Annotated in this window: 9 protein-coding genes; 1 reads left to right on the plus strand and 8 read right to left on the minus strand. The window is 59.9% G+C overall.

Annotated elements, in window-relative coordinates; genetic code table 11:
• The 6 genes from CLM72_RS21480 to CLM72_RS21505 all read right to left on the minus strand — a co-directional run bounded on the left by CLM72_RS21480 (position 1) and on the right by CLM72_RS21505 (position 6,846).
• Complete coding sequence (locus CLM72_RS21480; RefSeq protein ID WP_003175651.1) at positions 1-288, minus strand: hypothetical protein; 288 nt, start codon at positions 286-288, stop codon at positions 1-3.
• Between the two features lie 26 nt (positions 289-314).
• On the minus strand, positions 315-1,661 hold the full coding sequence (gene astB, locus CLM72_RS21485; protein WP_105228047.1) for an N-succinylarginine dihydrolase: 1,347 nt from the start codon (positions 1,659-1,661) through the stop codon (positions 315-317).
• A 189-nt stretch (positions 1,662-1,850) separates the two neighbouring features.
• Positions 1,851-3,320, minus strand: a complete 1,470-nt coding sequence (gene astD / locus CLM72_RS21490) for a succinylglutamate-semialdehyde dehydrogenase (RefSeq protein WP_168220200.1) — start codon at positions 3,318-3,320, stop codon at positions 1,851-1,853.
• Positions 3,317-4,342, minus strand: a complete 1,026-nt coding sequence (gene astA / locus CLM72_RS21495; protein WP_105228051.1) for an arginine N-succinyltransferase — start codon at positions 4,340-4,342, stop codon at positions 3,317-3,319. Before astA ends, astD begins: the two co-directional genes overlap by 4 nt.
• A 51-nt stretch (positions 4,343-4,393) precedes the next feature.
• On the minus strand, positions 4,394-5,413 hold the full coding sequence (aruF, locus tag CLM72_RS21500) for an arginine/ornithine succinyltransferase subunit alpha (RefSeq protein ID WP_105228053.1): 1,020 nt from the start codon (positions 5,411-5,413) through the stop codon (positions 4,394-4,396).
• Positions 5,414-5,625: 212 nt separating this feature from the next.
• Positions 5,626-6,846: an aspartate aminotransferase family protein gene (locus CLM72_RS21505; RefSeq protein ID WP_096143499.1), complete on the minus strand. Its 1,221-nt coding sequence runs from the start codon at positions 6,844-6,846 to the stop codon at positions 5,626-5,628.
• A 388-nt stretch (positions 6,847-7,234) separates the two neighbouring features.
• Here CLM72_RS21505 and CLM72_RS21510 point away from each other — a divergent pair, with 388 nt between their 5' ends.
• Positions 7,235-12,262, plus strand: coding sequence for a dermonecrotic toxin domain-containing protein (locus CLM72_RS21510; protein WP_105228054.1), 5,028 nt, complete (start codon positions 7,235-7,237; stop codon positions 12,260-12,262).
• An 8-nt stretch (positions 12,263-12,270) separates the two neighbouring features.
• Here the strand turns inward: CLM72_RS21510 and argR are convergent, their stop codons facing one another.
• Both argR and CLM72_RS21520 read right to left on the minus strand, forming a co-directional pair.
• The gene (gene argR, locus CLM72_RS21515; protein WP_034128470.1) at positions 12,271-13,251 is read right to left on the minus strand and encodes a transcriptional regulator ArgR; all 981 of its coding nucleotides are present in this window, start codon (positions 13,249-13,251) and stop codon (positions 12,271-12,273) included.
• Between the two features lie 246 nt (positions 13,252-13,497).
• A complete protein-coding gene (locus CLM72_RS21520) occupies positions 13,498-14,262 on the minus strand; it encodes an ABC transporter ATP-binding protein (RefSeq protein ID WP_014719598.1) in 765 nt (254 codons plus the stop codon).
• Positions 14,263-14,282 lie beyond the last annotated feature (20 nt).

Here is a 14,282-nt window from a genome sequence, read left to right on the forward strand (position 1 = left end):
TTAGTGGTTGCAGCCTGGGCCATGGACGTGATCGTCGTCGTCACCTTCAACGTCGGCCGGTTCCATTTCCAGTTGCAGGCTCATCAGGTTGGTGGCCAATGGGCGCATCAGCAGGTTGGCGTACTCGGCGTCGCCCTCCTCTACGTCTACGCCAATCAGCAGTTGGCCGCGGCCATCGTGCTGGATCCAGATCTCCTTGCCCTGCCAGACTACGGCGACGCGGGTGCAGGAGGTTTCCAGCTGGGTGCCGTCGGTGTCTTCAAGGATGAGTTTCAGGGTGTCGGTCATAAATAAAATATCTCAGCCGTGTGGCATTAATTGATCTGGAAAGGATAAACCGAGCCCAGTTTAAGGATTTGCGTCAGTTCATCCAGTGCCGTCCGGCACTCAAGCAGCAACTGCGGGTCAGCCAAGTCGGTTTCGCGCAGGCTGTCGCGGTAGTGCTTGCCCACCCATTGGGTCAGGGTTTCGTACAACGGCGCGGTCATGATAACCCCTGGGTTCACGGCCGCCAGCTCGGTTTCATTCAACGCCACGCGCAGGCGCAGGCACGCCGGCCCGCCGCCATTCTGCATGCTTTGCTTGAGGTCGAAGACCTTGACTTCGCGGATCAGCCCGCCGGAAGCGGTCAGACCTTGCAGGTACTGCCACACGCGCTCATTGGCGCGGCACTCTTCCGGCACGATCAGCAGCATCGAACCGTCAGGACGAGTCAGCAACTGGCTGTTGAACAGGTAGGAACGCACCGCGTCCTCGACACTGACCAACGCGCGAGGCACACACACCGACTGAAAGTTGCCGCCCAACTTGCCCAACTTGCCGTGCAGCTCGGCAAGCATCTGTTCGGTGTTGAGGAACGCATCCTCGTGATAGAACAGCACTTCGCCGTTGCCCACTGCGATCACATCGTTGTGGAACACACCCGCGTCGATCACCGCCGGGTTCTGCTGAGCGTAGACCACACCGTCATCCTTCAAGCCATGCAGGCGCGCAACGGCCTGGGAGGCTTCGAGGGTCTGGCGCGCCGGGTACTTCTGCGGGGCCGGGTAACGGGGGTCGAAAGCACTACGGCCGAAGACGAAAAACTCGACGCCCGCCTCGCCGTACTCACGACAGAAACGCGTGTGGTTGGCCGCGCCTTCATCGCCAAATTGCGCCACGGCCGGCAAGGCGGCGTGGTGAGCGAAATGCTTGCCATCGGCGAACATCGCCCCCAGCACTCGGCTGGTGGTGGGGTGCTCGATGCTGCGGTGGTATTTGCAATTGAGGTTGGCGGCGGTGAAATGCACACGGCCGTCTGCGGTGTCGGCGCTTGGGCTGACGGTGGCGGCGTTGGCTACCCACATGCTGGATGCCGAGCAACTGGCCACCAGCAAAGGCATGGCCTGCTTGGCCGCCTGCTGAATCACCTGAGCGTCAGTGCCATTGAAACCGAGGTTGCGCAACGCGGCCACGTCCGGGCGTTCCTGGGGCGCCAACACACCTTGCACAAACCCCATGTCCATCAGGGCTTTCATTTTCTGCAGGCCCTGCAACGCCGCTTCCTTCGGGTTGGAAGACTGCTGGCTGTTGCTTTGGGACGCGACGTTGCCGAAGGACAAACCGCCGTAGTTATGGGTCGGCCCCACTAGACCGTCAAAATTGACTTCACAGGATTTCATCGGCGAGGCTCCACGAACATCTGTTTTTATAGGCATCAACTGCAGGTCTATATCTGTTAACCCGACCCAGTGTGGGAGCTGGCTTGCCTGCGATGCAGGCGACTCGGTCTTTCAACCAAACCGAGGTGATGCCATCGCAGCGATGCGGCGATCCGACAAGCCAGCTCCCACCTTAGATCGGTGTCACCTTCACTTGAGTGTTATGCCAGGGGTCAACGTGGCTGGCACGACCAGGCTTGGCGTCTCCAGCGACGCCACCGGGTACGCGCAATAATCCGCCGCGTAATAGGCACTGGCGCGATGATTGCCCGACGCCCCGACACCACCGAACGGCGCGGTACTGGCAGCGCCGGTCAACTGCTTGTTCCAGTTGACGATACCGGCGCGGCTTTCCAGCCAGAATTGCTGGTAACGCGCTTCGGAGTCCGACAACAGGCCAGCGGCCAGGCCGTACTGGGTGTTGTTGGCCTCAGCGATGGCACCGGCAAAATCCGCATAGCGGATCACCTGCAGCAGCGGGCCGAACAGCTCTTCGTCTTCACGTTCCGTCACCCCGGTTACGTCGATGATTCCAGGGGTCAACAAAGCGGCCTGAGCCTGAGGCTGGGTCATCTCCAGCAGCGCCACCGCGCCGTTGGCCAACATCAGTTCCTGGGCTTGCATCAGGGTTTTGGCCGCAGCGAGGGAGATCACCGAGCCCATGAACGGCGCCGGTTGCTGGTCGAAAGCGCCCACTTCAATGCTCGCACTCACCGCCACCAGGCGCGCCAGCAAGGCATCACCCCAGGCACCTTGCGGTACCAGCAAGCGGCGCGCGCAGGTGCAACGCTGGCCCGCCGAGATAAACGCCGACTGGATGATGGTGTACACCGCCGCATCCACGTCGGCGACTTCGTCCACGACCAGCGGGTTATTACCGCCCATTTCCAGGGCCAGGATCTTGTCGGGGCGCCCTGAGAATTGCTGGTGCAAATGGTTGCCGGTGCGGCTGGAGCCGGTAAAGAACAGGCCGTCGATGCCTGGGTTGGCCGCCAGGGCGATGCCGGTTTCCCGCGCGCCTTGCAGCAGGTTGAGCACGCCCGCCGGCAAACCGGCTTCGATCCAGCACTGTACGGTCAGCTCGGCGACCTTGGGGGTCAGCTCGCTCGGCTTGAACAGCACGGTATTGCCCGCCAGCAACGCCGGGACGATGTGCCCATTGGGCAAGTGCCCAGGGAAGTTGTAAGGGCCGAACACCGCCACCACACCGTGGGGTTTATGGCGCAACACAGCGGTGGCGTCGCCCAGGGGGCCGCTCTTCTCGCCGGTACGCTCGCGGTAGCTTTGCACCGAGATCGCAATCTTGTTGGCCATGCTGGTGACTTCAGTGGCCGACTCCCACAGTGGCTTGCCGGTTTCTTCGCCAATGCAGCGGGCGATTTCATCGGCACGGCTTTTAAGCGTAGCGGCGAAGGTTTCCAGCACGCTGATGCGTTCTTCGAGCGGGCGCTTGGCCCATGCCGGGAATGCCTGACGCGCAGCCTGCACGGCGGATTCGACCTGTTCAGCACTGGCACCATTGCCAGCCCACAGCACTTGCTGAGTCACCGGGTTGCGCGATTCAAACAGCTCACCCTGGCCAGCCAGCCAGCTCCCTGCGATATACAGCGAATTCATTATTTGGACTCCCGAGCAGCAGACAACGCAACAGCACGCACTTGATCACCCACCACCAGTTGCAGGCGCTTGGCGGTCTGTGGATCGACCACCAGCGTACCTGCCGCCAGACGGGCCGGAGCGGCGGTGATACGGCATTCTTCGCGCTTGCGGTTATGGATCAGGAACGGCGTGGCGTCGTCCCCCGGCGTGCCGATGGCCAACACCAGTGACTGGCTGTCGCGCACCGCACGGATCTTGCTGGTTTCACATTCCACCGCCGGGCCCGCGTCGAAAATATCCACATAGCCCTGGTAGCTGAAGCCTTCGCTCTTGAGCATGCTCAGCGCCGGCTCGGTGTCCGGGTGGACCTTGCCGATCACATTGCGCGCGTCTTCGGAGAGAAAGCAGCTGTACAGCGGGAACTTGGGCATCAGCTCGGCGATAAACGCCTTGTTGCCCACGCCCGTGAGGTAGTCGGCCTGGCTGAACTCCATCTTGAAGAAGTGCCGGCCCAGGCTTTCCCAGAACGGCGAACGCCCGGCGTCGTTGGACACACCGCGCATCTCGGCAATGATCTTGTTGCCGAACAGTTGCGGGAACTCGGCGATAAACAACATGCGCGCCTTGGCCAGCATGCGACCGTTGAGGCCGTTGCGGTAATCGGCATGCAAAAACAACGAGCACAATTCGGAATTACCGGTGAGGTCGTTGGCCAGGAACAGCGTCGGTATCTCACGGTAGATATTCAGTTCCTGGGAAGCGCTGACAGTCAGCCCAACCCGGAAGTTGTACCACGGCTCGCGCAGGCCAACGGCGCCAGCAATGGCGGAGATTCCCACTACGCGGCCGTCGTCGTTTTCCAGCACGAACAGGTAGTCGGCATCGCCGCGCCCGGCTTCGCCGCGAAAGGTTTTTTCCGCCCAGCCCACCCGGTGGGTCAGGCGCTCTTCGTTGGCCGGCAAGGTGGTGAGGCCGGTGCCAGTGCTGCGCGCCAGGTCTATCAGGGCCGGTAAATCGCTGCTGCGTACGGGACGAACGATCATGCTATCTCCTCGAACGGGCCGCTGTTGTCAGCCACCCGCGAAACTCTCTTTTTAAACCGCAACCAGGCGCACACTGGCGCCTTCGCCAACACCCAGCGCTTCGGCTGCCGCCAGGTCCAGGGTCACTGGTTTGCCGGGCGCGTAGTCAAGCTCCAGCATCACCGCACGGTAATCCTGCAACTGCGCGTTGCTCACCAGGTACTGGCGGCCAACACCCTTGACCATCTCACCGATTTTCACTGGCACCACGCGGCTCTGGGCAATCGAGCGAATGCCCGAGACCCGGGCGTGCAGCGTCGGGCCACCGTCGAAGATGTCGATGTAATGGTCAGTTTCGAAACCTTCACGCATGAGGATGTCGAAGGTGATTTGCGCACGCGGGTGCACCTGGCCCATGGCTTCTTGCGCTTCGTCCGGCAGCAGCGGCACGTAGATCGGATAGTGCGGCATCAGCTCGGCGAGGAAGGTACGGCTTTTCAGCCCGCACAGGCGCTCGGCGGCGGCGTAGTTGAGGTCGAAGAAGTTGCGGCCAATGGCATCCCAGAACGGCGAGTCACCGTTCTCGTCGCTGTAGCCAACAATCTCGGTCACCACCGAGTCGGCAAAGCGCTCGGGATGGCTGGCGACAAACAGCAGTCGGCCACGGGAGTTGAGTTCCGACCACGGCGAACCGACCAGCGCAGGCTTCACGTAGAAACTGGTGAGCAGGCTGTTGCCGGTAAGGTCGTGGCACTGGGAAAGCACGTGGATCTTGTTGTGGATCTTCAGCTCGCGGGAAGCGTGCACGAAGGTCTCGTTACGGAAGCTGTAGAACGGCTCGGAGTAACCAGCCGAGGCTACGATGGCCGAGCAGCCGGCGAGTTGGCCGGTCTCGGTGTCTTCCAGCACGAAGAAATAGCTCTCTTCACCGTTGAAACTCACCTCGGCCGCGAAAGAAGCTTCGCTGGCCGCGATCTTATCGCTCAGGCGTTCCACATCATCCGGCAAGGAGGTGACACCAATCGGGCTGTCCGCAGCCAGACGCTGTACCTCGCCCAGATCAGCCATTTGCGCGGGGCGCATCACCAGCATGGTGTCACTCCTTAACTCGAAAACTCACAGAGGAAAAAATGCCGGACACAGGCCCTGGATACACATCGGTCTCAATGTGTAAGCAGATCCATGTGGGAGCTGGCTTGCCCGCGATACAGGCAACTCGGTATATCAACGGCACCGAGGTGATGCTATCGCAGGCAAGCCAGCTCCCACATTTGTTCAGGTCCGGCCAATAAAATGTGTCGCTATCAGGCTTGCGTCAACGTCTTCACAGCACGCTCAAAACGATCCAGGCCTTCATTGATGTCCGCCTCTTCCACCACCAGGCTCGGCGCAAAACGCACCACGTCGGGGCCGGCTTGCAGGATCATCAAGTTTTCTTTTTCGGCCGCGTTGAACACGTCCTTGGCCTTGCCTTTGAAGGCATCACTGAGTACGCAACCGATCAACAAGCCCATGCCACGCACTTGGGTGAAGATGCCGTACTGCTTGCCGATCTGCTCCAGGCGCGCCTTGAACAGGTCGTGCTTGGCATTCACACCCGCCAGCACTTCTGGAGTGTTGATCACGTCGATCACCGCTTCCGCTACCGCGCACGCCAGCGGGTTGCCGCCGTAGGTGGTGCCGTGGGTGCCGACTACCAGGTGCTTGGCCAGGTCTTCACGGGTCAGCATCGCCGCAATCGGGAAGCCGCCGCCCAGGCTCTTGGCGCTGGTGAGGATGTCCGGGGTCACGCCGTAATGCTGGTAGGCAAACAGGTGTCCGCTGCGGCCCATGCCGGTTTGCACTTCGTCGAACACCAGCAGCGCGTCGTTCGCGTCGCACAGTTCGCGGGCGCCTTGCAGGTAAGCCAGTTCGGCTGGCAGTACGCCGCCTTCACCCTGGATCGGTTCCAGAACCACGGCGCAGGTCTTATCGGTGACCGCCGCTTTCAGCGCAGCCAGGTCGTTATAAGGAACGTGGGTGATGCCGGTGATTTTAGGCCCGAAACCATCGGAGTACTTCGATTGGCCACCGACGTTGACGGTGAACAGGGTACGGCCATGGAAGCTGTTCAGCGCGGCGATGATCTCGTACTTCTCGCTGCCAAAACGGTCGAACGCCACGCGACGGGCCAGCTTGAAGGCGGCCTCGTTGGCTTCGGCGCCGGAGTTGCAGAAGAACACGCGCTCGGCAAAGGTGGCGTCGATCAGCTTGTGGGCCAGGCGCAGCGCCGGCTCATTGGTAAACACGTTGGAGACATGCCAGAGTTTGTTGGCCTGTTCGGTCAAGGCACCGACCAGTGCCGGATGGGCGTGGCCCAGAACGTTAACCGCGATGCCGCCGGCAAAGTCGATCAGCTCGCGACCGGCCTGGTCCCACACGCGCGAACCTTGGCCACGCACAGGAATAAAGGCAGCAGGTGCGTAGTTGGGCACCATCACCTGGTCGAAATCGGCACGTTGCACCGGGGCTTGCTCAACGGACATCGGAGTCTCCTGAAGAGGAACGCCTGCCTGGAACTGGCGGGCGATGCAGGGATTGTAAGGACAGTTTTCAGTGGGGCCTTGTCGCCAAGCGACAACTTCTTATAGCGCCAACCCGTGTTTTTCGCGGGTTTACGCCAATGCGACAAATAGCGTCGCAATGGCGCAGTTTAAACGCTGCGGCAGGTTTACGTCAGGATCATGCAGCGAAAGGGTTGGCGCGCCCTGACGATCTAACCGCGCCTACCCGAGTTCCGGGCAGCACGGCCTCATAAGCAAGGGAGGCAAGCGCAAGATCTGCGGGTTTCGTTGCGGGCATCACTATATATGCTCCCGCCCTGCATCAAAGTTGGTGTGATGTCGCTGCCTCAACTCAATGAAGATCCAGCCCATGCCCACCCCAACTCAAACCTCGCTCTCCCAACACCTCGCACAAGTCGCAGCCGTAGTGCCCGCCGAGGTCAACCCCCGCCTACCGAAATGGCTAGGGAACGCCTCAAGTGCCCGGCGCCAGGCCCTGAAAAACAGCCCAATTGAATTCGCCGATTGGTATGGCGATGCCAACCGCACCCAGCAAGCTCCCGCCAAGAAGGCCCTGGAGAACAGCTGGAAGGCACAAAACCAAGTCGACAGCGCCCTATCCACGCTCCAATCCCCGCAGGCATTTGCCGCCCCCTTGCTGCAGCAGGCACTCAAGCAGCAGTTCGACGCCGACTGCGACGTCAGCGCTATTTACCTGCGGTTGTATATCCCACAGACCACACCGCTGCTTCCCATAGAAACTGGCGCCAAAACCTGGACCGTTTCAATGGTGGAGGCGGCATTGCACAACTTTGATGCGGGCGAAAGCAAGCCGGCGGCATATGCCCCAGAGTCGACATTCATTACTCAGCCCTCCGCCACCGGGCAATTCAACACGTTGCCCCAATTACGCGAGAAAATCAGCATCGCGCAATTCATCGGGTTATGCCGCACGCTGGATGTCGGCAAGCAATACCAGCGCTACCTCAAGAACCTTTTGGGCTTCAATGACGCGGCGATCAAGGCTCAACTGCGCCAAAAGGTCATCAACAGCCTGAAAGCCGACGCCCAAGCCAGCTTGCATATGGCGCAGCTGAAAAAAGATGTATCGCCCCAAGCGTTCAATACACTTCGCAGCTTTCTCAAAAACCTGATCGGCGACCTGAACGGCAGGCCGTTGCTGTGCCATGACCTTAGCCTGATGAACGCCCCCTTGACCGGCATCGTGCTGTTCGCCGCCGACCTGGAGTCCAATCGCAGCGCCGTCCCGATGGTGGCCTATATTCCGGGCGACCCGCAATCGCCGCTCAAGTATTACGCCAACGGTCAGGCCTTCATGCAGGACCTGGCGAACAAACTGCGCAGCGCCGACTATCAGGCGTTTTTCAGCCGTTTCGTCAGGCATGAACAGCGCGGCTACTTCTTTGCCGATCTCAACAGCCGCTTATCACAGGTCGTCTGGCACGAGCATGTTTCGGGCGACCCCCGCCCTGTCTGGCGTGACGAACCCGTGGCCAAAACCAACCTGCAATTCTATGCGACGAAAATCACCAACGACCTGTACGAGCACCTGTATGAGAACAAGCTTGATAAGTTGCTCAACGATGCTCGCGTAACGGCCATTCCCACCGCCGACGCTGACAGAAATGCTCGCTGGCGGCACTGGGAGGTTGTGCAGAAAATCGGTGAAGCCATTCTCGAAATCGCCGCCTTCATCGCAACACCCTTTGTTCCGCCGCTGGGCTTACTGATGCTCGGCTATACCGCCTATCAACTGCTCGACGATGTGTTCGAAGGCGTGCTCGACTGGGCCGAAGGGCTCAAGCGCCAGGCATTCGGGCACCTGATGTCAATCCTTGAGCAAATGGTCCAACTGGGGATGTTCGCGGTCGGCGCACCGATCGCCGAAAACCTGTTGCGACAGACGCTACCGAAGGCGCTATGGGACTTCTTTGACAGACTCACTCCGGTGACCACCGACCGTAAAACCCGTCTGTGGAACCCCGACCTGGCGCCCTACGCCCATGACATTCAATTGGTGCCGGGGTCGCGCCCCAGCCCGCAGGGATTACATGCCCATCAACAAAAGCAGATCCTGGCGCTGGACGGACAATATTTTTCCATCAAGCAACCCTCGGGCAACGCTAGCCTTGAACATCCGACGCGCCCCCACGCCTACCGCCCACGCGTACTGAGCAATGGCAAGGGCGCCTGGTTGACGCCCGTGGATCGCCCGTTGACCTGGAATCGCACCACCTTGCTGCGCCGGCTCGGCCCATCTGCCGAAGGTATCAGCGAAGCCGGTCTTGAAAGAGCCAGTCGCATCAGCGAGACCAATGATGACGTCCTGCGCAAACTGTACATGGACCACCAACCGCCGCCGCCGCTGTTGGCCGACACACTCAAGCGCATCCGGATCGATGAGCAGTTGCAAACTTTCATCGACCAGATGAACAGCGATGACCCTGCGATGTATCAGAAGGCTGATACCCAAACGCAACTGTGGTTGCTGAGCCAGACGGGCCTATGGCCCGAATCCAAGACCCTGCGGTTTCTCAACGCCAAAGGTGAAACCGTCTGGGAGCACAAAGGCCATAAAAACGCCGCCGTGGCACAGATACACGAAGCCCAGATGAACAAGGGCGATTTGCTGACGATCGTGCTGGAAACCTTGAACGAGTCGGAACGCAAAACCTTGCTTGAAGAGCCGTTCGGCCCCACGCCCACCCTGCCTGCACGCACCGCCAAACTGCGCAAACAACTGGCACGCGCAGCTCAGAAAAGCCGCGCCTCGCTGTTCGACTCGCGTTATCGCGGGCTGGAGATAACCGCTGACGCACGCCTGCAAACCATCATCGACGCCGCGCCCGGCCTGCCAACGAGCGCCGCCGAAGACGTATTACGCTGCTCCACCGGCCAGCAGTTGCTGGACATCGACCAAGGCAAGGTACCCGCACCGGTACTTGAGCGAGCGCGCTGGGCCGCTCATCACGTTCGAATCAGCCGGGCGCATGAAGGGTTGTACATGAGCGCTCTGGAAAACAGCGACACCCACCGCCTCGCCCTGCACTCGCTGGAAAACCTGCCGGGCTGGTCGCCGTCTGTGCGCCTGGAAGTGCGCGATTTCAAGCAAACCGGCAAGCTGCACGATGCAATCGGCGCTCCTGAAGCACCGATCAAACGCACCCTGGTGCGTACCATCGAAGGCGAGTACATCCCCGAAGACGAAAAAGGCATGGTGCTTGCCGAAACGGATTTTTACACTGCCGTCCTGCAGGCCCTGCCTGACACTCAGCGCGATGCGCTGGGCATTCATATCGGCCAGGGTCCGTTGCTACGGCAAACCTTGAGCCAGCGCCCCCTGACACGTGAAGCGCTCGGCGCGCTGTTGGCCCAGGATCCAGTGCGCAAACCTGCCTACGACCCCAGGCTGATGCGCCTGCCCGGCGGCATGGAAGGCTACCCTGCCACACCGCCAGAGGCCGGCAACACCCCCGAGTTGGCGTTGTTACACGAGCTGTACCCTGGTCTGAGCCCGCAAGAGCTGACTCAGACACTGGACATTTTGAACAGCTATCCCAGCACTCCCTTACAGACGCTCCGCTACCTGAAAAACGAGCTTTTACGACTCAAAACCGATCTGATGGCCTGGCGCTCGACCCTCTTGCAGGCCTCTCTCAACACCGATGCCCCGCTGCCCCCTTCCACGGTCGCCGAAGCGGAACTGCACCGCTGGATATGGACACAAGAACTGCTCCGCGGCTGGCGCCATGAAACGCCGATCGATACTGACCACGCCATCGGACGCACACTGAACCTTGGCTACCCCATACACGGCGAACTGCCTGTACTCAATGCAAACTTCGATCACATTTCCAGTTTGACGCTAAAGGGTTACCCCACTACCCGGGGAGCGCCAGGTTTCCTCACCCACTTCCCCAACCTACGTACGTTGCATCTGAGCGACGTTGCCCTCAACACAATTCCTCCCGAGGTCATCGCACTTTCTCACCTTGACAGACTGACGCTGCGCAACTGCAACCTGACCCTGCAAAACCGCGCAGACCTTGATCCATTCACAGGACTCAAAAGCCTGGACCTGTCCAGCAACAATCAGCTGTCACGGTCTCCCAACCTCGGGCACATGCCCGAACTACAGACGCTGAACCTGAGCGGAACCCATATCTCCCTGTTTCCCGAGAACTTGCTCAATCGCCCCCAACTAGTCAGCGCCGATCTGAGCAACAACTATTTGAGTCGGCTGCCTGATGCGATCTTCCAACTGCCAGGCAATGCCGCCAAAGCCTTTAACCTGTCAGGCAACGGGTTCTCACGCGCCACGCTGCAGAGGATCAAAGCCTATTGCCAGATAACCGGTGAACATTTTGGTGCTGATGCCAACCCCGCGCAGAGGCTTATGGTGCAAGCGCTTTACCCCAAGTACAGCGTCGACCAGGCGAATAACTTCATCTTCAGGCTGCCCGGCGGCCTGGACGACTCAATGGCACACTTGGTGCGCTTGAAAGCGGACTACGAGCGTCTTCAAGCCGATTTGCAGGAATGGATAGTGAGTGTGCCGGCACAGCATCCGCTTACGAGGGCACCACTGGACGAGCAAGCGCAGGCTCAGCAGCAGTTGGTGCGAGACGAACTCAAAACAGTGCTGGAAGCAGCCTGGCGACGGGAAACCGCTCTGGACTCCGACCAAGAGCCACCCGCCGCCTCCCATGAAATGGAAGTGACGCTGGCGCCGCTAGGCGATCTACCGTCATTGAATATCGATTTCGAGCACATTTCGAAGCTGGAATTGAGGGCAGAGGAAACTACGTCGATTCCCCAGGGATTTCTCGAGCACTTTCCCAACCTGGAAAGCCTGCTGATCTACCGCTATGCCTTGAACGACATCCCAGGCGCCGTGTTCAATCTACCCAAACTCAAGTCACTGAGCCTTGCAAACAGCCATATTCGCTTGACCACCACCAGCGCCGACGCCCTGAGCGACCTGCAAAACCTTGAGTACCTAGACCTGAGTCATAACCCGCTGGGCGTCGCGCCCGACATCAGCAAAATGTCGGGACTGACAGGTTTGATGATCGAAGAAGCTGGCCTCACGCAAGTGCCGAACGGAATATTCAACCTGCCATCGCTTGATCAAGTGAGCTTGCGCAATAACCAGATTAGCGAGCTGCCCAGCGACCTCCTTGAAATGGATGCAGACAGAGCCCAGGGCTTCGACCTCAGCGGCAACCCGTTCTCGCCCGCGGCGATCGCCATGCTGCGCAGTTATTACAACCGCACGGCGGTAAGTTTCGATGTACCGGAAGCTTTACAACCCCCGCCGATCAATCCCAACCAGGACTCCGTCAGCGGTGGACCCGACACAGAGGGCGATGAATAGCCCGCCGCTCAACCGCGCTCGGAGGGCACCGACGACAACTCGAACGGGCTGCTGCTGCGCCGTTGGTTGCGGTCTTCACGGGGAGTAGCGCCGAAGAAGTTACGGTAGGCGCTGGAGAAATGCGGCCCCGAGGAGAAGCCGCACGACAGGCCGATCTGAATGATCGACTTGCTGGTTTGCATCAACATCTGGCGCGCCTTGTTCAGGCGCAGTTCCAGGTAATACTGGCTGGGAACGCGGTTAAGGTACTGCTTGAAGATGCGCTCCAGCTGTCGTCGTGACACGCACACGTGCTGGGCAATTTCATCGGTGGTCAGCGGCTCTTCAATATTGGCTTCCATCAGCAACACCGCCTGGGTCAGCTTCGGATGGCTGGAGCCCAGGCGGTTTTGCAACGGAATGCGCTGGCGCTCGCCGCCTTCACGGATGCGCTCCACCACCAATTCTTCAGACACGGCACCGGCCAACTCGGCGCCATGGTCACGGGCCAGTACCGCCAACAGCAGGTCAAGTACCGACATGCCGCCGCAAGCGGTCAGGCGATCACGGTCCCAGTCAAACAGGTGGCTGGTGGCGATGACCTTGGGGAAACGCTCGGCGAAATCGTCCTGCCAGCGCCAATGCACGGCAGCACGATAACCATCCAGCAAACCAAGCTGGGCCAATGGGTACACGCCTGCCGATAACCCGCCGATCACGCAACCAGCCCGAACCAGCTGCTTGAGCGCTGTGCTGAGCTGGGAGGCGATGGCGGCAGGCGGCTCATCCGCCAGCAGGAACAGTTTCTGAAAACCTTCCAGCTTGCCGGCCCACGGCTCGCCCGGCAGTTGCCAGGCCCCCTCGGTTTGCGGCTCGGCCTGCAGAAACGACAATTCGTAGACCACATCCGGATGTACCCGCTGAGCAACGCGCAAGGCCTCCTCAGCCAGCGCAAGCGTGAGTGCTTTTGTGCTGGGCCAAATCAGGAAACCAATTTTGTGGGCGGTCATGGAGTGCTATCCGGAGCGAAAACGGTGAAAGAAGCTGTGGGCCAATGCTAGCCCGTAATCAACTACAAATCCCAAAACAAACACAGATCAAAAGTGGGAGCTGGCTTGCCTGCGATGGCGGTGGGTCAGTTAACACATCATTGGCTGATGCATCGCTATCGCAGGCAAGCCAACTCCCACACGGGATCGGGGCTTACCTCAAGACTGCGGAGCATGCACTATCCCGGTGCACAAAAGCAGTCTTGATTATTTCAAACTGCCAGAGAGGAACTGCTGCAACCGTTCCGACTGCGGGTTCACCAGCACTTCCCTCGGATTGCCACGCTCTTCAACAATGCCTTTGTGCAAAAACACCAACTGGTTCGACACTTCCCGGGCAAAGCCCATTTCGTGGGTCACCACCACCATGGTGCGGCCTTCCTGGGCCAGGTCCTGCATGACCTTGAGCACTTCGCCCACCAACTCCGGATCCAGCGCCGAAGTAGGTTCGTCGAACAGCATCACCTCAGGTTCCATCGCCAGCGCACGAGCAATCGCTACGCGCTGCTGCTCGCCACCGGACATGTGGCCCGGGAACGCATCCTTACGATGGCCCACACCAACTTTGGCCAGGTAATGCTCGGCCTTTTCACGGGCCTCTTTCTTCGATATGCCCAACACGTGCACCGGGGCTTCCATCACGTTTTCAATCGCGGTCATGTGCGACCACAGGTTGAAATGCTGGAACACCATGGACAGGCGTGAACGCATACGTTGCAGTTGCTTGGGGTCGGCAGCCTTCATGGCGCCGTCCTTGTTGGCCACCAGTTTCAGCTCTTCGTTATTGAGCAGAATCTTGCCGGCGTGGGGCTGCTCCAGCAGGTTGATGCAGCGCAAAAAGGTACTTTTGCCCGAACCGCTGGAACCGATGATGCTGATCACATCACCGGCGGCGGCGGCCAGGGACACACCTTTGAGCACTTCATGACTGCCATAGCGTTTATGCAGGTCTTGGACTTCAAGCTTGTACATGCGGTCGGTTCTCACAAAAA

Source organism: Pseudomonas sp. MYb193 (assembly GCF_002966775.1).
Classification (GTDB): domain Bacteria; phylum Pseudomonadota; class Gammaproteobacteria; order Pseudomonadales; family Pseudomonadaceae; genus Aquipseudomonas; species Aquipseudomonas paracarnis.